This window comes from Arthrobacter sp. SLBN-112, assembly GCF_030944625.1.
Lineage (GTDB): Bacteria > Actinomycetota > Actinomycetes > Actinomycetales > Micrococcaceae > Arthrobacter.
Genome location: NZ_JAUSXY010000001.1, coordinates 737,906 through 763,595, shown reverse-complemented (window position 1 = coordinate 763,595; position 25,690 = coordinate 737,906). Strand labels below are relative to the sequence as shown.

Here is a 25,690-nt window from a genome sequence, read left to right as displayed (position 1 = left end):
CGCCACCCTCTTGGGCAGGCCCTTTACGACGCCGGGAGCTGCGGTCCCGAGGGCCAGCGCAGGAGTGCCGCGACATCGACGCCCTCCGGAAGGACCGACGCCGGCACCAGGAGAACACGCGCGTCAGTCAGGGCCGCTGCCCTCAGCAGGGCCGCCGGGGCAGGGGCTTCTCCCAGAAGTCCTGCCGCCAAGGTCTCCTCCCGGGCGGCCGCGATCCATGGTTCGGCATCGAGTGCCAGCAGGCTCTGTTCGGACAGGGCGGCATCATCAAGGATCAGGACCTCCACCTGGGCTTGTTGGAGTGAATCCACTGCCGCCCGGATACCGTGGACCGCCCCGGGGTTGGCCTGGCCCTCCTGGACCGCCAACCGGTCCATGACTGCCTGCTGCTCCGCGGCCCACACCTCGGACACCCGCGCTTTCACCTCGTCCTCCAGGTCGGCGCTGTCCGCTCCGGCAGTATGCGTGTGCGAATCAACTTCCGACACGAGGGCCATGCTGGCCTCGGAAAGGTTTTCCTTGACCAGGCCGCGGGCCCGGATGTCGCCGGCCAGGACGATCAGCCGCGCGCCGCTGCTCCTGGCAACCCTGTCTATTTCGCCTGCCACCTCGTCGGCGTTGCGGCGCCAGACGTCTTCGGTATGGTGCTGGAAACGCAACTGCGACCAGCCACCTCCGTGGAACTTATGGACGTGCAGAGAGGAGCCTTCCACTTCCTGGACGCTGCCCGGGCCGCCGGTTCCGGCACGGTAGCGTCGTATTTCGCCATGTTCGCGGCTCACTTCAGCCACGATGTAGGAGAGCTCTTCCGGCCGGTGCTTGACCAGCGGCAGCAGGTCTGGAACGGGACCAAATGCCAGCCGTTCCGGCATTAGCAGGGGACCGGGCAGAACCTCATTGACTTCGATTTGCCCGCGGCGGACCAGGACAAACCGGGATACCGGGGAAGGAACCCCCACTGCCGGTTTGAGGGCATGCTCCATCGCTATGATGTCTGCGGACGAGGCCCCCTGTGCCTCAAGCTGTGCGCGTGCATTCACCGGCCGGACGTCGCCTGCCTCCAGGGTGTCCACGGTTCCCGTTCCGGCATCCACATAGGCAGTGCACCAAGGTCCGGGAAGGCGGTACAGGACGGTGTAGGCCTCCAGGCTGGAACCGTGGTGGGTATTGCCGCGCTCTGCCATGACGGTCTCCTTCGCGCGTGATGACGTTCCACTGATCTGCGGTTCGTCATTCCACCGTAGGCGCGGGTGGACGTCTGCTGAAGGGCCTTCCGACCCCCTTGCGCGTCAGGCGCGGCAGGCGTCCTTGAGGGCCTTGACCGAGTCCGCGGGCACTTGGTCTCCGGATGCGGCCACGTCGCCCAGCGGCGTCGTAATTTCCGCCGGGACCCCGGCCTCCCGGGCCGCGGACACCAGCCCTGCCAGCGCCTTTTTGTCCTCCACGCTGACAAGCCCGTCCTGGACCCTGGCGCAGATCTGCTTGGTGACCTCCTGCGCCACCGCGGAGGCCGCCTGGGAGGCGGCAGCACTGGCCGCGTTGCCGGCCGCGTCACCTGCCGCACCGCACCCGGTCAACAACACGGCTGTGGACAATGCGGCGGCAAGGACTGTGTGGCGGCGGATCATGGTTCCAGCCTACCGGCGCGCGGGAACCCCCAGGATGCTGTCCAGCAGCCCGTTCCGGAATTTGCCCTCGGGATCGTGCTCGGCGGCGTAGGCGCGGAAGTCTGCGAAGCGCGGATACAGCTTCTCCCAGTCGTAACCGTCCGGGGTGAACAGCTTCCCCCAGTGCGGCCTCGCCCCGAAGGGCCGCAAGGCTTCCTCGAGGACCGGCAGGAATGCCTCCACCTCGGGTTGCAGCGGCTTCCACGTGAAGTGCAGGGCCACGCTCTGCTGCCGGAAGAACGGGCTGAGCCAAAACTCATCGGCGGCGCCGGTGCGGATCTCCGAGACGAAGAGCAGGGGTGCGAGCTGGTCCGCCAGGGCCCGGACCGCCTGGAGGGCCGCGGGGGCGTGCCCGATGGGAAGGATGAACTCGCTTTGCAGTTCATCGCCGTTGCTCGGTGTGAATTCATGGCGGAAATGCGGCAGCCGGTCCAGCCACGGCCCGGGCTGGTCCATCTGGATGGTGCAGTTCTCGGCAGACATGTCCGGCAGCGGGTGGCGCGGACGGAGGGCCGCGCTGGCGCCGTACAGGTTCGCCAGTGGCTCTTCCCCGGCAAGGGCCTTCAGCCAGACCTGGTTGACGGTGTCACCGGCGTAGTCCGTAAAAAGGCTGACGCTGTAGGCGCTGGACACGATGGCGGTGAAATCCTCCAGCGCAGCGTCCCACGGCAGGTCTTCAAGGACGCGCTGGCGCATGCTGAAGCTTGGCCGCACCGCCAGTTCCAGCCCCGTGACGATGCCGAGGGCACCGATGCCCACCACGCTGGCAAGGAAATCGTCCCCGTCCTTCCGGGACAGCGTGACCTGCTCGCCCGAGGCCCGTACCAGGTCAATGGACTCCACGGCACCGGCCAATGCGGGGTTGTTGACGCCCGAACCGTGCGTGCCGGTCTGCACCGCGCCGGCCACCGAGATGTGCGGCAGCGACGCCAAGTTATGGATGGCAACGCCGGCCTCTTCCAGCTTCCGGCACAGTGCCCCGTAGCTCACCCCGCCGCTGACGCGGACCGTTGAACGGTCCGGATCCACCTCCACCCGCTGGGGGAGTGCGTCGAGGAGGACGTGTACACCGTCCGTGTCGCCGACGCGGTTGAAGGAGTGCCGTGACCCCAGGGCCTTGACCCGCGGCGATCCGGCAACGATGCCAGCCAGTTCGCTGACCGATTCCGGCCGGCGGACATCGGCGGAGGAGTATTCGAGGTTTCCTGCCCAGTTCTTCATTGAGTGGCTTTCGCTTGGTATCGGGTTCATCCCACTGTCAGCGCTAACAAAGTGGGCTGTCAAGGCACTTCCGCTGTATGGGCGGCGGCGGCGCCTGACCCCGCGGACCAGCCCCTGGCTGACGGCTTGGCGCCAAAACAGCCAGGGGCGGTGCCCTGCATCTCCACTGCCGCGATGGTCTGTCAGGAGGCTGCTGCTTCTCCAGCCTGCGTGGTGCGGGGCGGCGGAACGCGGCGGCTGCCGGTGGCTTCGAAGGCCGCGGCCAACCGGAGCAGGTCCGTGTCGCTGTAGGCCTTGCCGGCGATGGTCAGGCCCACGGGCATGGCAATGTCCGCCGCGGTTCCCATCGGGACGGTGACCGTGGGGATCCCCAGGTGCCGGGGGACCAGGTTTCCGTTGGCCACCCACACGCCGTTGCGCCAGGCGATGTCTGCGGAAGCCTTATTGTTGTCGGCGTCGGCCGGTGCAACGTCGGCAGCTGCCGGGAACACCACGGCATCCAGGCCCAGCCGGTCCATCCATTCCTCCAGGTCAACGTGACGGGTTTCCTCGAGCCCTGCCAGGCCTTCGGGCAGATGCGGAATGTCGGCCAGGACCGGAACACCGTGCTCCCGGATCCAGGCGGGATAGTCGCTGATGTCGTCATCGAACCCGTCGTAGCGGTCCGGCAGCGAACCTTCGGGGGCGGGGAAGATGGCGGAGCCGTCCACGTCGGCAAGGCGGTTCAGCTGCGGATCGCCGTTGGCATCCAGGAAGTCATTCCATGCCCAGGCAGAGAGGTCCACGATCTCCCGCCTCAGATACTCCGGGGACACCAGTCCCCGCGTGGCGATGGTGGGTGCCCCGGGCCGGTCTCCTTCGTAGTTGGACACCACGGGGAAGTCCACCTCGATGACCTCGGCACCTGCGGCTTCCAGGTCGCGCCGGGCCGCGTTCCAGAGGTCCAGCACCGATGAGCGTGTATCGATGCGTTGCCCGGTGGGACCACCGATGCCCGGTTTGGTCGCTGTCCCGGCTTCGGGATCGGCGTTGATGTACATCCGGGGGATGCCCAAGCGCTTGCCGGCGAGCACGCCCGCGGCCGCGGCAGCGTCCGGCACGGACAGGTCAACGTACGACGGCGGCCGAACGGTTGAAGCCTTGGGTACCGGAACCCACGGCTGGACGCGCCAGAAGTCCCCGCGCGCCTCCGTGTCGTCCGCCACTACGACGTCCAGGACTTCCAGAAGGTCGGCCATGGTCCGCGCGTGCGGAACCACCACGTCCATGGTGGGTACCAGGGGCCAGTTGCCGCGGACTGAGATCACGCCGCGGGAGGGCGTGTAGGCGCAGAGGGCGTTGTTCGACGCCGGGGCACGCCCCGAGGACCAGGTTTCCTCTGCGAGGCCGAAGGCCGCGAAACTGGCGGCCGTGGCGGTTCCGGAGCCGTTGGATGAGCCGGACGCGAACGCGGCGGTGAGGTAGTCCGCGCTGTACGGACTCTCTGCCCGGCCGTAAACCCCGCGCTGCATCCCGCCGTTGGCCATGGGAGGCATATTGGTGAGGCCGATCAGGACCGCCCCGCCGGCCCGGAGCCGTTCAATGGTGAACGCATCCCGCTGCGCCACCAGGTCCTTGAATGCCGGGGAGCCGGCGGCCACGGTGAGGCCGCGGACCTGGTAGCTGTCCTTTGCCGTGTACGGGATGCCGTCCAGTGGGCCCAGGGTGAAGCCGGCCGCCCGGCGCCGGTCGGACGCCTGCGCCTCAGCCACCGCGTCCGGGTTCATGACCACCAGGGCGTTTAGGCATATGCCTGATGAGTCATATTTCCGGATCCGCTCCAGGTAGAGCCCCACGAGTTCCTCGCTGGTGACCTCGCCGGATTCGAGCGCGGCGCGGAGCCGGCTGATGCCGACCTCCACGACGCTGAAGCCGAGTGCCGCGGGCACCGGTTGCTGTTCCGCCATGAGTTTCACGCGGTTCCCTCCCTCGCGGCGGGCTGTTGCTGGGTGATGCAGTGGATGCCGCCGCCGAAGGCAAAGATGTCGCGGGCGTCCACCAGTTCCACCGTCCGGCCCGGGTAGGCGCGTTCCAGGATGCCTGTGGCAATGGCATCGTTCGGGTCATCGAAGCTGCACAGCACCACCACGTTGTTGGCCACATAGTGGTTGATGTAGGACCAATCCACCCACCCTTCATCGTCCTTGAGTGTTGTGGGTGCGGGAACGTCGATGATGCTCAGCGGCCGGCCCTGGGCATCCAGCTGGCCGGACAGGACCGCCTTCAGCTGCAGGTAGACGGCGTGATCCGGGTGGGCGGGATCGTCCTGGCGGTGCAGCAGGATTGTTCCGGGTCCGGCGAACGCAGCGACGATGTCCACGTGGCCGCGGGTGCCGAATTCGTCGTAATCGCGCGCGAGTCCGCGCGGCAGCCAGATGGCCTTGCTGGTGCCAAGGGCCGCGGACACCTGGGCCTCGACCGATTCCTTGGTGGCACCGGGGTTGCGGCGGGGATCGAGGTGGACGGTCTCGGTCAGCAGTACCGTTCCTTCACCGTCCACATGGAACCCGCCGCCCTCGTTCACCAGCGAACTTGGCCGGACGGGGACGCCGGCTGTGGCGGCGACGGCGCTTGCCGCGGCTTCGTCCTTGCCCCAGGCGGCCCAATCCTGGGCGCCCCAACCGTTGAAGATCCAATCCACGGCGGCCAGCGAGCCATCCGGCTGGTGCACGAAAGTGGGCCCGCTGTCGCGGAGCCAGGCGTCGTCGAGCGGAACCTCCACGACGTCGATGCCCGCACCGAGCCATTCCCTTGCGGCGGTGACGTCCCGGGGGTCGGCCACGACGGTGACGGGCTCGTACCGGGCGATGGTTTGCGCCACCTTGGTCCACGCTGCGCGGGCGCGGTCCAGGGTTGGGCTGCCTGCGGGGCCGAAGGTTTCATTGGGTGGCGGAAAGGCCATCCAGGTGCGCTGGTGGGCTTCCCACTCGGCAGGCATCACGGTGGCGACAGAGGGGGAAACTGGGTTGGGGGCGGCGGTGGCCCCAACGGCGGGCAAATAAATGAATGACATTCATTTATTATGGCGAGACGGATGTGCCGTGCGCAAGGGTTACGTCGATTCAGTCCATGCCTGACCGGTCAACTGCTGCCAGGATGGCCCGCGCCAGTTCCGCCGGCTTGGTGAATTGCGGCCAGTGGCCGGTGGGCAGGTCGACATATTCGACGTCGCGGATCCGTGCCAGTTCGGCAACGAACGGGCTGCCGGCCGCGATCCACTCCCTGAGCACCGCGGAGGGAAACTCGCAGGCAATCACGGTGGCGGGCACGGTGTAGCGGCGCTCGTCGTGCAGGTGCTGCCTGCCGTACGCCACACCCCGCGGTTCGGGAATGGCGCGTGCCCGGAAGGCCTGGCGGAGCGCGTCGTCAAGGTCTACGAGGTCGGCGTCGTCGAAGCTGTCCCACGGCGGAAGAGGGACGTCGTCGCCCACCGCGGCCAGTTCGTCGTTGATCACACCCCCTTCGCCCAGGGGGCCGCTGTCCACGTAGATGGCGCGTTCCACCTTGTCCGGCCGTGCGTCAACGGTCCCGTGGATGATGGCGCCGCCTCCCGAATGACCCACCAGGACCACCCTTCCGCCGACGGCGTCAACGGCTTCCACCACAGCATCGATGTGGTCCTGAAGTCCTATTCCGGTCCGGCTGGAATCCACCGATTCCAGTCCGGGCAACGTCAGGGGGTGGGGCCGGTGCCCTGCCGCCTCCAGGGCAGGTGTTACCTCCGCCCACGACGAGGCGTCCAACCAGAAACCGGGTACCAGGATGATGTCCATGTCCGCACCCTACTCCCCGCCCCCTGCGCTGGAGCAAGGGCTGCTACCGCCTCCGGTTCCGGCCTTTTCCGCCGTTCCGGCTGCCGCGTTCGGAGGCCTCGCGCTCTGCCCAACGCTGCGACTTTCCCGCAGATACCACCTTCTGTTGCCATTCCCGATGGTAAGCGCGCTCGGCGGCCACATCGGAGCGGCGGGCCAGGGCGGCGATTTCCCGCTGCATCTTCAGGTACGAATTCCAGCGCCGCTCATCCAGGACGCCGCCGTCAATCGCTTCCCGCACCGCGCAGCCCGGCTCACTGCCGTGCGCGCAGTCCGCAAACCGGCAGCCGGCGGCCAGTTCCTCCACATCGCCGAACATCCCGCCCAACCCCTCCCCGGCGTCGAACAGTCCGAAGCCGCGCACCCCCGGGGTGTCCATCAGCACCGTGCCGTTGGACAGTGGCACCAGTTCGCGGGCCGTGGTGGTGTGCTTGCCCTTGAAGTCGCCGGACCTCACCTCACCGGTCTGTTGGACTTCACGCCCCGCCAGGGCGTTGATCAGCGTGGACTTGCCGGCTCCGGACGGACCCAGGAGCACGATGGTTCCCCCGGCCGGAATGCGGCCCAGCAGTTCATCGATGCCGTCGCCGTTTTCCGCGGACGTAGTGACAACGTCCACGCCTGCCGCCTGCAGGACCACCTTCCCGACGACGTCGTCCGCCACCTGAGCCAGGTCAGCCTTGGTGATGATCACCAGGGGAGTGGCGCCGGAGTCCCATACGGCCACCAAGGTGCGTTCCAGCCGATTGTGGGTGAGCGGACGGTCCACGGGCACCACCACGCCAACGGTGTCCATGTTGGCGGCCAGGACCTGCCCGGCCGACGAGTCCTCGAACGCACGTTTGCGGCTGAGTTCGGACTGACGGGGAAGGATGGCCAGGATGTGCCGCCCGCCGGCGCGGTTGGGGCCGGTCCACACCCAGTCACCGGTGACGGGCTGCTCACCCGAGAGCGGGTAGGGCAGGTGGAGCAGCCCATCAGCGACGGCGACCAGCACCAGGGTGCGGTCCACGCGCACCACGCGGCCGGGGCCGGTGGCTTCGGGGTTGGGATGCGCGGCAAAATGGCGGGCGACGGCGGGCGTGTAGCCGTAGGCTGATGGGCCGTCAGCTGTTGGAGTGTTGTTGCTTGCGGACTTGTCCAGGGCGTTGCCTGAAGGAAGATGCACGATGGTTTCCTCGGAAAGGTCCCCAGTGCAGGCGCGAGGTACCGGTCAGGTGTCTCAGGAAAGGCGCGTGCAGCGGGAAGGGATGGTTGATGGTATTGATGCGGGGCGCTCACGGCGCGCGGCAACTGCAGTCATCAGAACCACCTCCTCTCCCTCGTGCGGGCTCACGTTACCCTGCCGGGAACGGCAGGATGGGGCCGGGACCCACTGTAGTGGGCGCCGGCGTCGGGCACCAGAGGCAGGCGCTGCCGTTCAGTGTGGGGCACAGCGCTTAATCATGGTGCGGGTTCTTCTGCGCGGCGCAGCGGGATGTGATACTTGCTCCGGCAGCATTCGGGCATTTGGGGGGATTTCGGGCAGATGGTTCTGGATACGGCAACCCTGCGCATCGCTTTTGCCCTCATGGCCCTGGTACTGGTTGTTCTCTTCTACTTTTCCGCTTACCGGGTAACGCGCTCGCCCTACAGTGCATGGTGGTGCGGAGCGCTGTTGTTCTTCCTGGCGGGATCGGCCTGCTTCCTGCTCGACGGCACCCCCCACCAGGTTTGGGCCAACCCGCTGGGGAACACCCTGCTGGTGCACGGCGGCGTGGCGGTCTGGGCCGGGGCACGTTCCTTGCGCACGGCGCCGCCGCCGAAGTGGGCCTTCACCGGTATCCCCCTGGTCACGCTGGTTGCCTCCGCGCTGGACCACCCGGCCACCAACGTGTGGTCCGGCGGCCCCGTGTTCCTCGCGGCCATGAGCGCCACCATCGGGCTGGCATCCCACGAGCTCTGGCGCCTGGAGCCGGGCTATTCGCGGGTCCGGATCCCGATGGCCGTGGCCGCGGGTGGGCTTTCCGTCTTCTACTTCTTCCGGTGGGTGGCGTTCCTGTCGGACGACCAGGACGGTCCGGTGTTCGTTACAGTGTTCGGCTCCGCCGTGACCACCATGGTGACCATGGTGCTGCTGGTGGTGGTTTCCTTCAGCATGGCGGCACTGAGCAGCGAACAGCAGACGCGTGCCCTCCGTGTGGTGGCCACCCGCGATGACCTCACCGGGCTCCTGAACCGCAAGGCGTTCCTGGACCTTGCCGCCGAGCAGCTCGCCGACCGCGCCATCACCCGGGGATCCGGGGCGCTGATCCTTGCCGACCTTGACCATTTCAAGACAGTCAACGACACCTACGGGCATGCTGCCGGGGACTTCGCCCTGAAGGCGTTCGCGGATGCCTGTGTGGCGACCGTTCGCTCCACAGACCTGACCGGGAGGTATGGCGGCGAGGAGTTCGTCATCCTGGTTCCCGGGGCCAGCGCCGGGCGGGCCGAAGCAATCGCCGAGGAAATCAGCCGGCGGCTTGCCGATGCTGCCACACCCGGCGGCCTGGAACTGCCCACGGCGAGTTACGGGATTTCCGCCTACGACGCCGGCACCGCAAGCGTGGACCACCTCATCGCATCAGCGGATGCCGCCCTCTACAAGGCCAAGTCGCTGGGCCGGAACCGCGCCGCCCGCAGCGACGAAATGCTTTAGGCAGCGCGGTTCCGGACGGCTGGCTACTTGGAGTGGAGCGCGTCCGCCTTCTCGGCCAGGACGGTCAGGGCCACACTGTCCGGCCGCTCAACCGTGCTCTGGATCCTCACCGACATGCCGGTGCGTGCGGCTTTGAGGACGGACTCCATGACCTCCAGGACGTGGAAGGCAAGTGCCCCTCCCGCCCTGGGCTCCTTGCCCTGCGGGGTGGCTGCAAGGTCCGCGATGCCGAACCCGCGTCCGGAATCGACATATCCTGCGGAGACGGGAAGGGTTTCCCAGTCCTCCGCGCCCAGGGAAAACAACTGGACGTCACCGTCAAAGTGGTTGGGGTCCGGTACCACCAGGGATCCGCGCTCGCCGTGGATTTCGATGTTGGGGCTCTTGGTTTTGACCGCGTCGAAGCTCATGAACAGCGTGGAGAGTGCGCCGGAGGCGTGGACCAGGACCCCCGTGACGTGGGAGTCGATGTTCACGGGCACCTTTTCGCCCTGCCGGGGCCCGGACCCGATGGTTCGCTCGTTCCGCGTATGGCTGGCGGCGCCCACCACCGACACCACCGGTCCGAGCAGCGTGACCAGGGCGGTGACGTAGTAGGGGCCCATGTCCAGCAGCGGGCCGCCGCCGGGCTGGTAGTAGAAGTCCGGGTTTGGGTGCCACCGCTCGTGCCCGGGAGTGGCCATGGTGGCGGTGGCCGAGATGGGTGCGCCGATCAGGCCGTCGTCGATCGCCTTGCGCGCGGTCTGGATTCCGGTGCCCAGGACGGTGTCAGGAGCGCAGCCGACGGCGACCCCCGCTGCTTTTGCGGCGTCGAGCACCTGGCGTGCCTCGGCAGTCGTGGCCGCGAGTGGTTTTTCCCCATAGACCGACTTGCCAGCAGCAATGGCCTTCAGCGCGATGTCTGCATGCGCGGCCGGGATGGTCAGGTTCAGGACCAGGTCCACGTCCTCGGCCGCGAGCAGCTCTTCGACGGAGAGGGCACGGACGCCGTCATGGTCATCTGCCACGGCCTGGGCGCGCGCCGCGTCCAGGTCTGCGACGGCGACCAGCTGGATCTGGTCCAACCGGCGGAAGTTGGTGAGGTATTGCGCGATGATGGCTCCGCAGCCAATGATTCCGACTTTCAACGGCTTGCCCACAGCAGGCCCCTTTCGATGATGGTGCGAACGTTCTGGTCCTGGAGGATTTCCACCCGGTGTCCGGGGGTGGCGACAAAGATCCGGCCCTTGCCCCACTGGCGGGTCCAGATCGCCGGGGACGTCACTTCTCGGTTCCAGGGGTCCCACTCGCGGACTTTCTGGGTGGTTGTGGCCAGGACATCGATGTAGTCGTCCGAGAGCACCCAGTACTGCTCGGTAACGAGGTCGAAGTCCTTGATGCCCTTCGTGATGGGGTGCTCGGCCGCCGCCGGCAACATGTTGACGGTGTAGGGCACGTAGTTGTCCGACTGCTCGCCGATGCACTCGTCCGGGTGCTTGCCGGGGTGGCAGGCGAACTGGCCGCCGATCAGGTGAAGGTAGTCGGAGGTGTTCCGGTAGGAATCGGCGATTCCGCCGTGCCAGCCTGCCAGGCCGGTGCCGTTTTCGACTGCTGCCCGCAGTCCGGCGAACTCGTCCTTTTCGATGGTGCTCATGGTCATGCACTGCATGATCAGGTCAACGCCTGCCATGTATGCAGCGTCGGCGTAGACCTTGGGGGACTCCTCCACCCGAACCTCATAGCCGTTGTCCTTGAGGTAGGGGATGAAGAGCTCGGTGGCCTCGTAGGGCTGGTGGCCGTCCCAGCCGCCGCGGACGACCAGCGCGTTCTTGGTTTCTGTCATTGACGTTTCCTTTGTTTGGCTACCGGCTTTTGCCGGCAAAGCGTGGGTCAGCGGCTGGCGAAGGCTGCGTCGAAGGCAGCTGGCGGCGGGGCGATCCGGGCCAGTTCCTGGACCATGGCCAGCGCCTGGGGGGCGCCGAGGAGTCGGTCCATTCCGGCGTCCTCCCACTCGATGCTGGTGGGGCCTTCGTAGCCGATTGCGTTCAGGGTCCGGAAGATCCGGTTCCACTGCACGTCGCCGTGCCCTGCGGTGACGAAGTCCCAGCCCCGGCGGGGATCGGCCCAGGCGAGGTGTGAACCCAGGCGGCCGTTGCGGCCGTCGAGCTGGCGGACGGATTCCTTCACATGGACGTGGAAGATCTTGTCTGCGAAGTCCTGCAGGAACATCACCGGGTCCAGGTCCTGCCAGATGAAGTGGGAGGGATCGAAGTTCAGCCCGAAATTCTTCCTGTGGCCAATCGCTTCAAGGGTCCGCTTGGCGGTCCAGTAGTCGTAGGCGATTTCAGACGGGTGGACTTCCAGGGCGAAACGGACGCCGACCTCGTCGAAGACGTCGAGGATGGGGTTCCACCGGTCCGCGAAGTCCTGGTATCCGGCGTCGATCATGGCCTGGGAGGCCGGCGGGAACATGGCCACTGCCTTCCAGATGGAGGAACCGGTGAACCCCGTGACGGTTTTGACGCCAAGCCTGGCGGCGGCCCGCGCGGTGTCTTTCATGACCTCCGCCGCCCGGCGGCGCACCCCTTCAGGCTCGCCGTTGCCCCAGACCTCAGTCGAGAGGATGCCCTGGTGGCGCTCGTCGATGGGGTCGTCGCACACGGCCTGGCCGGTCAGGTGGTTGGCGATGGCGAACACCTGGAGGTTGTTCTTCTCAAGGATGTCCAACCGGCCCTGAAGGTAGTTGTCGTCCTCGGCGGCCCGGCGAGGGTCCAAGTGGTCTCCCCAGCAGGCAATCTCCAGCCCGTCGAAGCCCCACTCGCCGGCAAGCCGCGCCACTTCCTCAAAGGGCAGGTCCGCCCACTGGCCCGTAAACAACGTGATTGGTCGTGTCATGTCTGTTCCTTGGTTTTCTTGAAGCTTGGTCTCTGCTCAGACTTTTTGCCACTGGCTCGAATGCGTGGCGCTGGACTCCACGGCTGCCAGGACCCGCTGCACTTGCAGGGCATCCGCGAAGGACGGCTCAGGCTGGCGGCCCTCGCCGATGGCAGTGACGAGGTCCACCACTTGATGCGTGAAACCGTGCTCGTAGCCCAGGCCGTGCCCGGTTGGCCACCAGTTGACGACGTAGGGGTGCTCGGGCTCGGTGACGAAGATCCGGCGGAATCCGGCGTCGGGCGACTCTGCGGCGTCATAGAAGGACAGGACGTTCATTTCCTCGAAATCAAAGGCCAAGGAGCCCTTGGTGCCATTGACCTCCAGCCGCATGGCGTTCTTCCTCCCCAGGGCGTACCGTGTCGCCTCAAAGACGCCGATCGCACCCGCGGAAGCGCCGCCGTCGAACCTTGCGCTGAAGATGGCCGCATCATCAACGGTGACCTTTCCGCGCGGCGCGTCGCTGCTGATGTCGCCGTGGCCGCCCAGGCCCACCATGTCGCCCGCCAAGGGACGCTCGGGGACGAAGGTTTCCAGCATCGCCGATACGCCGGTGATGTTTTGGCCGGTGACCCATTGGGCGGCATCGATGCTGTGCGCTCCGATATCACCCAGGGAGCCTGAACCGGACTTGCTCTTGTCCAGCCGCCAAGTCATGGGGGCGTTGGCATCGGAGAGCCAGTCCTGCAGGTACTGCGCCCGGACGTGTCGAATGTCGCCGAGCCTGCCCTGGTCAACGAACCGTTTGGCCAGGGCCAGCGCCGGCGTCCGCCGGTAACTGAAGCCGCACATCGAGAGGACCCCGCTCTTTGCGGCGGTCTCCGCCGCATGCGTCATCAGCTCGGCTTCCTCCACGGAGTTGGCCAGCGGTTTTTCGCAGAGCACGTGCTTGCCGGCTTCGAGGGCCGCAATGGCTATCTCGGCATGGGTGTTGCCGGGCGTGCAGATGTCGATGAGGTCGATGTCGTCGCGATCGATAAGGCGGCGCCAGTCGGTTTCCACCGATCCCCAGCCCAACTTGTCCGCAGCGGCGCGCACGCCATCGGCTTTCCTGCCGGCGACTGCGGTGAGCTGCGGCTGCAGCGGCAGGTCAAAGAACCTGGGTGCGGTGCGCCAGGCGTGGGAGTGGGCTGCCCCCATGAAGGCGTAGCCCACCATGCCCACCCGGAGTGGTTTTGCTGTGGTCATGTAACGGTTCTTTCTACTTGCTGAAGCCGGCCGTCAGGCCTGCGAGCAGTTGGCGCCGGCCGATGACATAGAGCACCAGAGATGGGCAGCGTGCTGAGCATCACCGAGGCGAGCACGGCCGGGATGTTGACGCTGAATTCACCCTGGAAGGTCCATAGGCCCAGGGGCAGGACCCGCAGGCTGGGGCTCTGGGTGAGCACCAGCGGAAGCAGGAACCCGTTCCAGACATGCAGGCCGTTGTAGATGGCAACGGTCACAATGGCCGGGCGGGTCAACGGCAGGGCGAGCCGCCACATGGTCTGCCACTCGCTGCAGCCGTCCAGCCGCATCGACTCGAACAGTTCGTTCGGGACGTCACGGATGAAGTTGGAGAGGATCAGCACAGTCAAGGGGATGGCAAATGCTATGGACGGCAGCATGAGCGCCAGCAGGCTGTCGTACAGGTTGAGGCGGATGATCATCAGGTAGATCGGGATGATCGTGGCCTGGAGCGGGATGGCCAGCCCCATGAGGAACATGCCGTTGACCAGCTTGAGGAACCTCCCGCTGCCACGGACGATCGCGAACGAGGCCATGAACGAAATCAGCACGGTGGGAATTACGGAACCGAGCGTCACGATGGCGCTGTTCATGAAGTACTTGGCGAAGTCTGCCTCGAGGACCAGCTGGTAGTTCTCCAGCGTGGGCGAGGTGGGGAAGGCCAGGGGATTCTGGCCGAAGTACCCTGCCTGCGTCTTAAGGCTGGTGATCACCACGTAGTAGATCGGCAGGATGATAATGGCCAGCCAAATCCAGCCGCCCAAGCCGCCGGGGATGTTCAGCCGCTTCATGCGGCCGGCGAGCCCCCGCTTGGCGGTGGTGGGATTGGCGGCGGAGCGGGCCGGGGCATCCCCGGCGGTTTTCAAGACGGTACTCACCCTACAGACCTTCCAATTGGCTGCCTTGTTTGTCCTTGCCTCCAAGGCGTTGGAGGAACAAGGCAAGTGCAAGGCCGATGATGACGAGAATGACGGCGATGACGCTGGCCGGCCCCATGAGGTTGGCCCGGAAGCCCCGCAGGTACATATCGAGGGCAAGGATCCGCGTGGAGTTTCCCGGTCCGCCGCCGGTGAGGACGAAGATCAGGTCGAAGTAGGTCAGCGAACCCACCACCATCAACGTTGAGGAGGTGATGATGGTGTACTTCAACTGGGGCAGGGTGATGTGGAAGAACTGCTTGATGGTTCCGGCGCCGTCGATCTGCGCTGCCTCGTAGAGGGACTTCGGGATCTGCCGCACGCCGCCTTGGTAGATGAGCGTGTGGAACGGAACGAACTGCCAGGCGATGACGAAGATGACCAGGCCCACGGCCAGCTGGGGTACCCCCAGCCAGTCCTGCGCCAGGAAAGGCAGCCCCAGGCCGGTTGCCAGGCCGAAGTTCGGGTCCAAAAGGGCCTTGAAGGCGATGGCGACGGCGGCTGAGGACAGCAGCAGGGGCAGGAAGTACAGGACGGCAAGGGCCGCCCGGTAGCGCTGGCTTCCCGCCGTGAAGACGCCCAGAAGGAGGCTGATGGGGGTCTGGACCAGCCACGAGACGATCATGATCAGGAAGGTAAGGCCCAAGGCGTTGTAGAGTCCGGGATCCGCCAGCACGGAGAACCAGTTGTCCATCCCCGCCGCCCCGATGGCGCCGATTCCATCCCAGCTGGCGAAGCTGAGGATGAGCACACCGGCCAGCGGGATGACGGCGAAGACCAGGAAGAAGAACAGCGCCGGCACTGTCAGCCACGCCAGGGCGGCCTTGCGCTTTTCGGTTTGCCTGGAATCCTTGGTGCCGACGGCGGCCCCCGGGGCGGTGGAAATTGCGTTACTCATTTGCCCAGGGTGGCGTTCATGTTCTCGGCGAACTGCTGCGGGGTGATCGACTTCAGGAACAGCTGGTCGATGTTGTTCAGCAGGGCCTCGGCTGCGGTGGGGCTCAGCGCCTGGTCCCAGGACTGCTGGAAGCTGGGGGCGTTCTTGGCGAGGTCATAGACGAAGTTGAGGAATTCCTTGTCCGGGGAAGTGTTCAGCTTGTTTTCGATGCCGTTGACGATGGGCACGGAGCCGGAGTTGATGTAGGCATCGATCATCGTGTCGGTCATGATGCCGTCCTTGAGGAACTTCTTGGCGGACTCCTTTTCCTTGTCGCTGGCCTTGGCGGAAATGGACTGATAGTTCGCCGGGTTTCCGACGCCGTTCTTCGGGTCGCCCTTGCCGCCGGGAATGGTGGGGAACTGAACGAAGCCGAGTTTCCCGTCCTGCACGAAGTTCTGGCCTGCCTTCTTCATAGGGCCGTACGTCCAGGAACCGTGCAGCATCATGGCGGCCTTGCCCGAGAACAGAAGGGCCTGGTCCGCATTTGAGTCAGCGGTGATGGAGGAGAAGCCTTTGATGAAGCCTTCGGCAGAAACCAGCTCCTGGATCTTGGTGCCGGTCTCGATCACGGCGGGATCCGTCCAGGCATTTGGCTTGCCTTCGAAGATCGCCTTGAACACGTCGGGTCCGCCAATGCGGTCCAGCAGGTATTCCAGCCACATCATCGAGGTCCAGCGCGACTGGCCACCGAGTGAGAAGGGTGCCACCCCCATGCCGTTGAAGGTCTTGACCAGTGACATGACGTCGTCCCAGGTCTTGGGCGGCTGGACGCCTGCCTTCTGGAAAAGCTCCTTGTTGTAGAACAGGACAATCGGACCGACGTACATGTTGGGCAGGGCGTAGATCTTGCCGTTGACGGTGGCCGCGCTGAACGTCGAGGGAAAGAACTTCTTCTTCAGGTCGGGCTCGGAATCCAGCCAGCTGGTCAGGTCCTCGACCTGGTTCGCCTCAGCGTACGACTTCAGGGTGCCGCCGCCCCAGTTGTAGATGATGGTGGGGGCCTGGTTGGCGCCAATGGCGGTCTTAATCTTGGTCTTGTAGGCGTCGTTCTGGAAGAACGTGATCGCGATTTTGTTATCGGGGTTTGCCTGGTTGAAGGCATCGACTGCCTTCTGCATATTGGTCTGGTTCGGCTCGCCGGAAAGGAACCACATGCTGGCGCCCCCGCCACCGCTGGAGGCGCCCCGGACCGGACGTCCCGCAGGCAGACGTTGCGGCAACGGCAAAGGGAGTAAGGGCAGCGAGGGCGAGGAAAGAACGCCGGGAGGTCTGGGATTGCTTCATTGCTTCTCCATTGTCTATTTGCTGTCGAGTGCGGGGCGTCAGCTCCGACGATTATTCGAAACATTTCGATCGGTGATATAAGTCACGCTCTAAACTAAAGCCTGAAAGCTTGGCGTCGTCAAGGGATTGTGGAGCCTCTTTTGAACTACAACCATGAGTTCCCTGGGGTCCTTGACCGACTTGATGCCCGCTCTGCACAATGGAGACCCAATTTACTTTCGAAAGATTGCGAACTCCATGACGACCAAGATGCCTGAGCGGACAAAGCCAACGCTCGCCACGGTGGCCAGGCAGGCAGGGGTCTCGGCTCCGACGGTTTCCAAGGTGGTGAACGGCCGTGATGATGTGGCGCCGGAAACCAGGGCCCGAATCCTCGCAGCCCTGGAGCAAGCGGGGTACAAATCGCCTGTGCAGCGTCGGGCAGCCGCCGAAAGCGGGACCGTGGTGGAAGTGGTCATCGATGTGCTCGACTCCGCGTACACCATCCAGGTCCTGAATGGCATTCTGCAATTCGCCGCCGGCGCCGACGTCGAAATCCTGGTGAGCGTCACCGGCCAATCCACTCCTGGCAGACATACTCCGGAACGCCGCGCCCAGCGCATGCTCGAAGAGGGCCGGGCCGGGATGATCGTGGTCACCTCTGCCTTTAGCGAAGCGCAACTGCATGCATTCCGGCGCCGTCAGATCCCCGTCGTCGTCATTGACCCGCTCAACCCGCCCTCAGCTGACGTCGTCAGCGTTGGGGCCACCAACTGGGCGGGCGGCAAAGCCGCCACTGAGCACCTGCTGGGACTGGGACACCGGCGGATCGCCTACATCGGCGGCATAGAAGACGCTGAATGCAACCAGGCGCGGCTGCACGGATACATGGCTGCGCTCATGGCCCAAGGCATCAAGGTTGACCCCCAATACATAGTCTCCGGAGGCCGCTTCCGGACCGAGAGCGGGGTCAGTGGCTTCAAAGAGTTGTTGAAGCTTGATTCCCTCCCTACTGCCATCTTTGCCGGCAGTGACGCCATTGCCCTGGGCGTCCTGAGCGAAGCGCGGCACCACGGAATCAGGGTTCCCGAAGACATCAGCCTGATCGGTTTTGACGGCACCAACCAGGGTGAGCAATCGGTGCCATCGTTGAGCTCCGTGGCACAGCCCCTCGAAGAAATGGGACGCGCCGCCCTCAGGTCCCTGCTGCGGCAGGCGCGCGGCGAAGTGCTGGATTCCCACCGTGTGGAGCTGGCCACCCAGGTGATCGTCCGCGAATCCACCGCGCCCCCGGCGGCCTGACTTGAGGACACCTCAATTCAAAGCATCATGGCAGTGAGTCTCTTGTTTACCCTGCCGGCAGTCGCCTTCTACCTGTTCGCACAACGATATGTGGTCAGCGGGATGACCGCCGGCGCTGTTAAGGGATGATCCGATATGAAAATCACTAACCTCGACACTGTTGTAGTCGACTTTTACCGGACAAATCTCATCTTCGTCCGGTTGAGCACCGATTCGGGCCTCACCGGCGTCGCCGAAGCAACCCTCGAAGGGCAGGAGCACGCAGTCAGGGGCGCCGTTGCCGTGCTCGCCGACGCTGTCCGGGGCAAGGACCCAACACGGATCAGCCAAACCATCTACGAACTTCACCGCGACGCCTACTGGCGCGGCGGTCCTGTGTCCATGACCGCCCTGAGCGCCCTTGAAATGGCTATGTGGGATGTATCTTCCCGTGCCCTGGATGTGCCTATCCACCGAATGCTGGGTGGCCAGGTCCGCGACAGGGTCCGGGCGTACGCCAACGGCTGGTTTTCGGGAGCAAGAACGCCTGAAGAATTTGCCGACGCAGCCGTGAAGACCGTTGCCCAAGGGTTCCGCGGACTCAAGTGGGACCCGTTTGAGGCGGCGGACCTAACCTTGGAGCCGAGGGACTTGCGGCGGATGCTTGAACCCGTGGCCGCTGTGCGCGATGCAGTGGGCGATGATGTTGAACTCTTTATCGAAGGACACGGGCGGTTCGACGTCCCCACAGCCATTCGGGTTGCCCGCGAGATCGAACAATTCCAACCGGTGTTCTTCGAGGAGCCATGCCCTCCCGACGGAATCGATTCCCTCGTGGAGATACGCTCCAAATCTCCGGTTCCGATCGCTGCAGGTGAGCGGTGGATGGGGCGGAACACCTTCGTTCCCGCCCTCGCCCGTAAGGCAGTGGACTACATACAGCCCGACGTCACACACGCGGGAGGACTGTTGGAACTGTCATTTATCTCCACGCTCGCGGCGGCCCACTACATTCCATTCGCACCCCACAACCCAAGCGGTCCGCTCAGTACCGCAGCAACCCTCCAGTTGGGCGCTATGCTGCCCAACTTCCGGTACCTGGAAATCATGGCCACGGATGTGCCTTGGCGAAGTGAGATCTCGAACGAACGCCTGCAACTGACCGAGGAGGGTGACGTCCTCATTCCTGAAGGGGTGGGCCTGGGCATCGAACTGGACTTCGAGGCCATAGCGGAGCACCCGTACACACCGCACCCGATGCGGATCTTCAGTGATGCCGTCGCAGACATCCGGCCGCCGGACGCCTGCTCCTTCTTCAACCTTGAGCGGACGCCCGCGATCTAAGCCAAGAGGTGGCAGCCGCCTCTTGTCGGGGCCTAGCGTTTGACGGCTTCGAGCTTGAGCATCTTGGCGATGACGCCATCCAGTTCGGAGTCGTCGAAGATCTTCTTCCAGTCGTCCTTGATGATGGTGTCCTTGCCGTACTGGATGGCAATTTCGCAGGCCTCGGAGAACGGGTTGGAGCCGCGCAGGGCGTTGGTCAGGGCGATCTGGACGTGGCCGAACAGCATGGCCTTGGCGGCTTCTTCGGGGACGCCGGCGGTGTGCACGGTCTCGTGCAGTGCCTCGTTGAGCAGGGTGCCGATCATGCAGGCCACGGTCTCCACGAGCGTAGGCTCGAGGATGGCGAGCTGCTTGACGGTGACCCAGTGCACGTCGATGACGGGTGCGTAGATGGTGCGGATGACCGCCTCTGCCGAGTCGCGGGTCGCTGCCGGTGCATCCTCGTCGATCGCGGCAACGACGTTCTGCGGGGCGCCCTCGCCGCCGAAGGTGTCGGCCCACTCTTCTTTGGTGGTGCGCTCCAGGAACACGGACGGGTGGCAAGGGTGCGCAACTGCCTGGACCACGTCGTCGCGCTTGGCCAGCAGCCCGGCGTACGCGGCGGCTGGATCCAGGGTGAGCAGGATGGCGCCGGCCTTCATCTGCGGGACGACGCCTTCCGACACGACGCCCAGGACGGTGTCCGGCACGGCGAGGATCACGACGTCGGCGCCCTTGACGGCGTCGTCCGTGGCGGTGATCTGGCGGCCTTCGGCCTGGATCCGCTCCTGGCCCGCGGGGGAGTTTTCGCTGTAGAAGACGGTGTGGGCGGACTTCTGCAGGTTGCGGGAAACCCGCATCCCCATCTTGCCTCCGGCTCCGATGACGGCGACGGTCAAAGTTTCTGCTGACATTTCACTTGCTCCTTAGGAATTCGATGCTGTGCCGGGTCCACTGGTTTTCGAGCCGGATGGTGTCCGCCTCGGTGTCCTGCCAGGGCAGCCAGTGTTCGACGATTTGGTTGATGTTTCTTTCGTGCGGCCGGATTTTCCCGGCCATGTACGCGTAGTCGAGCAGGCCTTCGCCCAGGGGTGCGCCGGAGTAGGTGAAGCCCACCCATCCGTCCTTGCGGCTGAAGGCAAAGTCCTTGATGTGCATGTTCAGGACGTAGGGCGCGACGGCGTCAATCACCTCCCGCGGCATCTCCAGCGCCGCGACCGTGTTGGCCGGGTCGCTGCAGATCCCCAGGTACGGGCTGTCCACCCCCCGGATCACGTCCAGGACGCGGCCGGTGGGGACCTGTTCGTAGGTTTCGACGGCGATCTTCACCCCGGCGTCCTTGAATTCCGGCAGCACGTCCTTGAAGATGGCCACCGCTTCCTCAGTGGTGGGGAGGTGCCCGGGGGAGTTGAACATGGTGCGCAGCAGCGGCGAGCCGAGGATCCCGGCGATGTGCAGGAACCGGCGCAGGTGTTCCGGGCGGATCCCCTTGGTGCCCAGTTCCAGGTTGATGCCCAGCTGGTCCGCGGTGTCCCGCACGGCCTGGAGGTCCGCGTCACTCATGGCTTCCAGCGGCGCGTAGTCGCAGACCTGGAACAGGTCCACACCGAGTTCTGCCGTCCGTTCCAGGGCATCGTGGATGCTCAGCGGCGAGGAGACCTTGTCCGAGAGCTGCCAGAAGAACGCATAGCTGCTGAGGCCGATTCGCGAGGTCAAGCCGCCACCTCCGCTGTTTCCAGCCGCGCCGCGGCCTCGTCCAGGATGGTTTTGAGCGCCTTCGGGTCGTGCGCGAAGCGGCCCAGGAAGAGGCCGGCGACGGCGGGATCGAGTTGGCCGATCAGGCCCGGGCCGGCGCTGCCACCATAAATCACGCGGCTGTCTTCCTGCCCCGGCAGGCTGCGCAGGTGCTCGTCCAGGCCCGTGATGACCGCGCTGATATGCCCGGGCGTTGCCGGTTCCGGAGCGCCGATGGCCCACTGCGGCTCGTACGCCACGATGGTCCTGGCGGCCGGTGTCAGCGATGACGCGCGCTTGAGGATGCCATCGATTTCCGCCGTGCACTGGGCAACGGCTTCCTCCACGGATCCGCGGTTCAGGTCCCCGACGCAGAGGACGGGGGTCAGGCCGTTGCGGTAGGCCGCGGCGGTCTTCAGTCCGATCACGCGCTGGTCCTCGTCAAAGATCCGGCGGCGTTCAGCGTGGCCCACCTCGGCGTACCGGCCGCCGAGTTCAGCTACTGTTTTGCCGCCGACTTCGCCGGTGAACGCGCCCTCGTCTTCCCAGAAGATGTCCTGCGCTCCGGTGGCAGCACCTGCCGGACCGAGGATCCGTGCCGCTTCCGGCAGTGCCGGGAGGATGGGCAGGACAAAGAGTTCGATGTCGCCGCTTAACACGGCGGGGTGGGTGAAGGCGATTGATGCGACGTCGCGGCAGTAGTCCACTGACCGCGCGTAGCCGAAGTACATCTTCAGGCTGACGCCGATGATGGCCTTGGGTCCGGTGCGGGGCTTAGCAGGAAGTGACACCTTCGTAGTCCTTAATCAGGGAAACTTTCTCTGCCGAGGCGGAGGTTTCGTCGAAGGTGTAGGTGAGCCATTCCCTGGCGAGGCGCCGGGCGAGTTCCAGTCCGACGACGCGCTGGCCGAAGGTCAGGACCTGGGCGTTGTTGCTCAGGATGGCGCGTTCAACGGAGAAGCTGTCGTGCGCGGTGACGGCGCGGACGCCGGGGACCTTGTTCGCTGCGATGGCGACGCCCAGGCCGGTGCCGCAGACGAGCAGGGCGCGGTCGGCCTTGCCGGCGGCGATGAGTTCCGCCGCGGCGATGGCCACGGAGGGGTACGGGGTGTGGCTGGTGGCGTCCACCCCCACGTCGGTCACGGATTTGACCAGTTCGGAGGCTTCCAGGTCTGCCTTGAGGGCTTCCTTGTAGTCGAAACCGGCGTCGTCGGCCCCGATGACCAGGCGCAGTTTGGCGCTCATGCGTTCTCCTTGATGGTGGTGTTCTGGCTGAGGGTGTTGTGGATGGCCCGGACGATGAGGGCCATTGAGACGGCGCCCGCGTCCGGGGTGCCGAGGCTCTTCTCGGCGTGCGGACGTGCCCGGCCCATCAGGGGGAGCAGGTTTGCCGTGTCCTCGGCCGCCCGCTGCGCGGCGGTGGCGGCGGCGTCCCAGGCGCTGGCCAGGGACTTTCCGCTGTTGACTCGGGCCGTGAGGGTATCGCGGAAAGGAACCAGTACGTCCACCAGGGTCTTGTCGCCCACCTTGGCCTTGCCGAACTCCATGATCGCTGCGGCGGCGCCGCCCACCCCGGTGGCGACAGCACCGGCGTCGGGCGCTTTGTCATCGCCCACGGCATCGCCCACCGCACGAAGGGCCATGCCCCACAGGGCACCGGACGTGCCGCCGGCCTTGTCCGCCCACGCGTCGGCCGCGAAGTACAAGGTGGTGGCGGCCCCGGCCCCGCGGGCGACGGCGTCTGCCGCGGCCTGGACGGCGGCGCGCACGCCGCGCTCCATGCCGATGCCGTGGTCGCCGTCCCCGGCGATTGCGTCGATGCGGCCCAGTTCGGCCGCGTTGGCGTCCACCGCGTCCTTGGCCGCGCCGAGCGCGGCGAGGACCCGGACGGCCCCGGCGCGGGATTCCGCGGTGGCCTCGGGAATGGATAGTTCGACGTCGGCCGCCTCGCCCACCGGCGCCTCCAGTGCCTCGGCCGTCACGGCACCGCGGCGGAAAGCCGGGCCGTCGGCGGGGGCGTTCCAGAGATTCTCGAGTTCGTCGTCGAGCCAGAAAAGCGTCAGGGAGGTGCCGGCCATGTCGAAGCTGGTGACGAGCTCGCCCACCTGCGGATCCACGGCCTGCAGGCCTGCCTCGGCCAGGAGCTGGGCCACGCGGCGGTAGACCACGAAGAGCTCCTCGTACTTCACGCTGCCCAGGCCGTTCAGGATGGGAACCACCCGGGCACCGTGGGGAGTGATCCCGTCCGGCACCTCGGTGAGGAGCTTGGCCACGAGCAGGTCGGCGAGCTCATCCGCCGTCGGAATGGCTGTTTCGCCGATGCCGGGCTCACCGTGGATGCCCATGCCTACGGCCATCCGTCCCTCGGGGACGGAAAACAGCGGCTGTTCAGCTCCCGGGAGGGTGCACCCGGTGAAGGCGACCCCGAAGGAACGCGTGCGGTGGTTGGCGCGTTCAGCGATGTCCACCACCGCATCCATGCCGTAGCCTGCCTCAGCGGCAGCCGCTGCCACCTTGAACACGGTGAGGTCCCCGGCGATGCCGCGGCGCTTGGTGTGCTCCTCGATCGGGGCGGAGGAGACGTCGTCCGTGACTGCGATGCTGCGGCAATCAATGCCTTCCCGGCGCAGCTTTTCCTGCGCCTGGGTGAAGTGCAGGACGTCCCCGGCATAGTTGCCGTATCCCAGCAGTACGCCGGCGCCGTTGTTGGCTGCCCTGGCCACGTTGTAGACCTGCTGCGCCGACGGTGACGCGAACAGGTTGCCCATCGCGGCGCCGTGTGCCAGGCCCTGGCCTACCAGTCCTGCGAATGCGGGATAGTGTCCGGAACCACCGCCGATTACCAGGGCCACCGTGTCCGGGGTGCTTTTGGTGTTGCGGACAACACCGCCGGAGACGCGCCGGACCCACCGGCCGTGGGAGGCGACGAATCCTTCGATCATTTCGTCAGCGAAGGCTGAAGGTTCGTTGAACAGGCGGGTCATGGGAAAGCTCCTGGGCCTAGCTGGGAAGGTCAGTGGGAATCGCGATACTTGGTGCGGGGGCGTCCCCGGGCAAGGGGGACGCCCCCGGGTTCAGGTGGCTCTGAGGCCGTCAGGGTTCGGCGTGCTGTCCGGCAGCCGCAGGGTTGAGGGCCTCGGGGCGAACGCTGTCCGTGACGCGGCCGGAGCGGCTGAGGACCAGCATCAGCACAGCTGAGAGGAGCATGAACGCGCCCACCACGAACATCGGCACGGTGTAATCGCCGGTCCAGTCCTTGAGCCAACCGGTGATGTAGCCGGCGCTGAAGCCTGCCAGGTTGCCCACGGTGTTGATCAAGGCGATGCCGGCTGCGGCGGCCGCACCGGTCAGGAACTGCGTGGGGACAGTCCAGAAGTTGGGGAGGGCCGCGAAGATGGCCATTGCCGTGATGGTGATGACGGCGATGGTGGCTGCCGGTGATCCTGCGAACAGTGCCAGCGGGATGCTTAGGCCACCCACCAGGGCGGGCACCGCGATGTGCCATGTCTTGACGCCGCGCTTGGTGGCGTCCTTGGACCAGAAGTACAGGGCAATGGCTGCCGGCAGGTACGGGATGGCGGTGATCAGGCCCTTCTGGAAGACGTCGAACTTGGTGCCATAGATGCCTTCGAAGCCGGAAATGATGGTGGGCAGGAAGAATCCGAGGGCGTAGAGGCCGTAGATGAAGCCGAAGTAGATCAGGGAGAGCATCCAGACGCGGCCGTTGCCGAACACGGTGCGGACGCTGACGTGCTTGTTGCCGGCGGTGGTTTCCTTCTTTTCCTTTTTCAAGGCGCCCGTCAGCCAGGTCTTTTCCTCGGCGGAGAGCCACTTGGCCTTGGCGGGGGAGTCTGCCAGGTAGAACCAGGAAATGATGCCGATCAGGATGGCGGGGATGGCGACGCCGAGGAACATCACGCGCCAGCCGTCGAGGCCGAAGAGGCCGTGCTGCTGGATCAGGAGCCCTGCCAGCGGGGCGCCGATGACGGTGGTCAGCGGCTGGGCCAGGTAGAACAGGGCCAGGATCTTGCTTCGGTGTCGTGCGGGAACCCAGAGGCTCAGGAAGAGGATGGCGCCGGGGAAGAAGCCTGCCTCGGCAACGCCGAGGATGAAGCGCAGGATGTAGAGCTGTTCGACGTTGGCCACCCAGGTGAACAGCAGCGAGACGATGCCCCAGCTGACCATGATGCGGGCCAGCCAGCGGCGGGCACCGAATTTGTGGAGCGCCAGGTTGGAGGGGATCTCGAGCAGGATGTAGCCGATGAAGAAGACGCCTGAGGCAAAGCCGAACTGTGCGGCATTCAGCGCCAGGTCCGTGTTCATGCCGTTGGGGCCGGCGAATGAGATGGCGGTGCGGTCGAGGTAGTTGATGAAGAACATCATCGCGACGAACGGGACAAGCCGGATCGCCACTTTCCTGATTGCGGATTTTTCGACCACCGATTGTGTGGTGTCCACATTGACTCCTAGATGTTGGTGCCCAGGCCGCGTCCGTCACTGGAGGCGTGGGGTTGTCTCATATGCGCGTGGCCTTTGGGGCGCCGCGGGGGGGTGAAGCTGTGAGTTCCACCATAAGACTGAAAGAATAATTGGTCAACCGGTTGACTAGTTTATTTCGGATTGCCGGACTGGATGCGGCCCGTGGGCCGCTGCCGGGCGTGGTCAACCAGTTG

General features: G+C 65.6%; 22 protein-coding genes and 2 pseudogenes. 3 read left to right on the top strand and 21 right to left on the bottom strand.

Annotated features, from left to right (window positions below; genetic code table 11):
* Positions 1-23: 23 nt before the first annotated feature.
* The 7 genes from QF050_RS03600 to rsgA form a co-directional block, all read right to left on the bottom strand.
* Positions 24-1,184: a Vms1/Ankzf1 family peptidyl-tRNA hydrolase gene (locus tag QF050_RS03600; protein WP_308929198.1), complete on the bottom strand. Its 1,161-nt coding sequence runs from the start codon at positions 1,182-1,184 to the stop codon at positions 24-26.
* A gap of 105 nt (positions 1,185-1,289) precedes the next feature.
* Positions 1,290-1,628, bottom strand: coding sequence for a hypothetical protein (locus tag QF050_RS03595; protein WP_308929197.1), 339 nt, complete (start codon positions 1,626-1,628; stop codon positions 1,290-1,292).
* A gap of 9 nt (positions 1,629-1,637) precedes the next feature.
* Positions 1,638-2,888 (bottom strand): D-arabinono-1,4-lactone oxidase, encoded by a 1,251-nt coding sequence (locus tag QF050_RS03590; protein WP_308929196.1) that lies wholly within the window; start codon positions 2,886-2,888, stop codon positions 1,638-1,640.
* Positions 2,889-3,070: 182 nt separating this feature from the next.
* Entirely contained in the window at positions 3,071-4,834 is a 1,764-nt protein-coding gene (locus tag QF050_RS03585; RefSeq protein WP_308932090.1) for an amidase, read from the bottom strand.
* Between the two features lie 5 nt (positions 4,835-4,839).
* The gene (locus QF050_RS03580; RefSeq protein WP_308929195.1) at positions 4,840-5,940 is read right to left on the bottom strand and encodes an agmatine deiminase family protein; all 1,101 of its coding nucleotides are present in this window, start codon (positions 5,938-5,940) and stop codon (positions 4,840-4,842) included.
* Positions 5,941-5,989: 49 nt separating this feature from the next.
* Positions 5,990-6,700 (bottom strand): alpha/beta hydrolase, encoded by a 711-nt coding sequence (locus QF050_RS03575; protein WP_308929194.1) that lies wholly within the window; start codon positions 6,698-6,700, stop codon positions 5,990-5,992.
* A 43-nt stretch (positions 6,701-6,743) separates the two neighbouring features.
* On the bottom strand, positions 6,744-7,907 hold the full coding sequence (gene rsgA, locus QF050_RS03570) for a ribosome small subunit-dependent GTPase A (protein ID WP_308929193.1): 1,164 nt from the start codon (positions 7,905-7,907) through the stop codon (positions 6,744-6,746).
* A 360-nt stretch (positions 7,908-8,267) separates the two neighbouring features.
* On the opposite strand from rsgA, the gene QF050_RS03565 reads away from it, so the two are divergent.
* A complete protein-coding gene (locus QF050_RS03565; protein ID WP_308929192.1) occupies positions 8,268-9,419 on the top strand; it encodes a GGDEF domain-containing protein in 1,152 nt (383 codons plus the stop codon).
* 23 nt (positions 9,420-9,442) lie between these two features.
* Here the strand turns inward: QF050_RS03565 and QF050_RS03560 are convergent, their stop codons facing one another.
* From QF050_RS03560 to QF050_RS03530, 8 genes and pseudogenes are all read right to left on the bottom strand, one after another.
* The gene (locus QF050_RS03560) at positions 9,443-10,558 is read right to left on the bottom strand and encodes a Gfo/Idh/MocA family oxidoreductase (protein WP_308929191.1); all 1,116 of its coding nucleotides are present in this window, start codon (positions 10,556-10,558) and stop codon (positions 9,443-9,445) included.
* Positions 10,543-11,241 carry a ThuA domain-containing protein gene (locus QF050_RS03555; protein ID WP_308929190.1) on the bottom strand — a complete coding sequence of 233 codons (699 nt, stop codon included), beginning with the start codon at positions 11,239-11,241 and terminating at the stop codon, positions 10,543-10,545. Before QF050_RS03555 ends, QF050_RS03560 begins: the two co-directional genes overlap by 16 nt.
* A 47-nt stretch (positions 11,242-11,288) precedes the next feature.
* Complete coding sequence (locus QF050_RS03550) at positions 11,289-12,293, bottom strand: sugar phosphate isomerase/epimerase (protein ID WP_308929189.1); 1,005 nt, start codon at positions 12,291-12,293, stop codon at positions 11,289-11,291.
* A 36-nt stretch (positions 12,294-12,329) separates the two neighbouring features.
* The gene (locus QF050_RS03545; RefSeq protein WP_308929188.1) at positions 12,330-13,520 is read right to left on the bottom strand and encodes a Gfo/Idh/MocA family oxidoreductase; all 1,191 of its coding nucleotides are present in this window, start codon (positions 13,518-13,520) and stop codon (positions 12,330-12,332) included.
* Positions 13,521-13,620: 100 nt separating this feature from the next.
* Positions 13,621-13,701 (bottom strand): annotated as a pseudogene (locus QF050_RS20315) (hypothetical protein); the annotation flags it as partial.
* Positions 13,679-14,038: pseudogene (locus tag QF050_RS20310) on the bottom strand (carbohydrate ABC transporter permease); the annotation flags it as partial. The pseudogenes QF050_RS20315 and QF050_RS20310, both read right to left, overlap by 23 nt.
* Before the next feature lie 400 nt (positions 14,039-14,438).
* Entirely contained in the window at positions 14,439-15,374 is a 936-nt protein-coding gene (locus tag QF050_RS03535; RefSeq protein ID WP_308929187.1) for a sugar ABC transporter permease, read from the bottom strand.
* A complete protein-coding gene (locus tag QF050_RS03530; protein ID WP_308929186.1) occupies positions 15,371-16,534 on the bottom strand; it encodes an extracellular solute-binding protein in 1,164 nt (387 codons plus the stop codon). Before QF050_RS03530 ends, QF050_RS03535 begins: the two co-directional genes overlap by 4 nt.
* 403 nt (positions 16,535-16,937) lie before the next feature.
* Between QF050_RS03530 and QF050_RS03525 the strand changes: the two genes are divergently transcribed.
* Together QF050_RS03525 and QF050_RS03520 are read left to right on the top strand one after the other, a co-directional pair.
* On the top strand, positions 16,938-17,981 hold the full coding sequence (locus tag QF050_RS03525) for a LacI family DNA-binding transcriptional regulator (protein ID WP_308929185.1): 1,044 nt from the start codon (positions 16,938-16,940) through the stop codon (positions 17,979-17,981).
* Positions 17,982-18,116: 135 nt separating this feature from the next.
* Positions 18,117-19,304, top strand: coding sequence for a mandelate racemase/muconate lactonizing enzyme family protein (locus QF050_RS03520; RefSeq protein ID WP_308929184.1), 1,188 nt, complete (start codon positions 18,117-18,119; stop codon positions 19,302-19,304).
* A gap of 32 nt (positions 19,305-19,336) precedes the next feature.
* Here the strand turns inward: QF050_RS03520 and QF050_RS03515 are convergent, their stop codons facing one another.
* The 6 genes from QF050_RS03515 to QF050_RS03490 all read right to left on the bottom strand — a co-directional run bounded on the left by QF050_RS03515 (position 19,337) and on the right by QF050_RS03490 (position 25,475).
* Positions 19,337-20,197, bottom strand: coding sequence for a phosphogluconate dehydrogenase C-terminal domain-containing protein (locus tag QF050_RS03515; protein ID WP_308929183.1), 861 nt, complete (start codon positions 20,195-20,197; stop codon positions 19,337-19,339).
* Between the two features lies 1 nt (position 20,198).
* Positions 20,199-20,999, bottom strand: coding sequence for a TIM barrel protein (locus tag QF050_RS03510; protein ID WP_308929182.1), 801 nt, complete (start codon positions 20,997-20,999; stop codon positions 20,199-20,201).
* The gene (locus QF050_RS03505; RefSeq protein ID WP_308929181.1) at positions 20,996-21,808 is read right to left on the bottom strand and encodes a triose-phosphate isomerase family protein; all 813 of its coding nucleotides are present in this window, start codon (positions 21,806-21,808) and stop codon (positions 20,996-20,998) included. Before QF050_RS03505 ends, QF050_RS03510 begins: the two co-directional genes overlap by 4 nt.
* The gene (locus tag QF050_RS03500) at positions 21,792-22,262 is read right to left on the bottom strand and encodes a ribose-5-phosphate isomerase (RefSeq protein ID WP_308929180.1); all 471 of its coding nucleotides are present in this window, start codon (positions 22,260-22,262) and stop codon (positions 21,792-21,794) included. The genes QF050_RS03505 and QF050_RS03500 overlap by 17 nt, the downstream gene beginning before the upstream one ends.
* A complete protein-coding gene (locus QF050_RS03495; protein WP_308929179.1) occupies positions 22,259-24,001 on the bottom strand; it encodes a dihydroxyacetone kinase family protein in 1,743 nt (580 codons plus the stop codon). Before QF050_RS03495 ends, QF050_RS03500 begins: the two co-directional genes overlap by 4 nt.
* A 109-nt stretch (positions 24,002-24,110) precedes the next feature.
* Positions 24,111-25,475 carry an MFS transporter gene (locus QF050_RS03490; protein ID WP_308929178.1) on the bottom strand — a complete coding sequence of 455 codons (1,365 nt, stop codon included), beginning with the start codon at positions 25,473-25,475 and terminating at the stop codon, positions 24,111-24,113.
* Positions 25,476-25,690 lie beyond the last annotated feature (215 nt).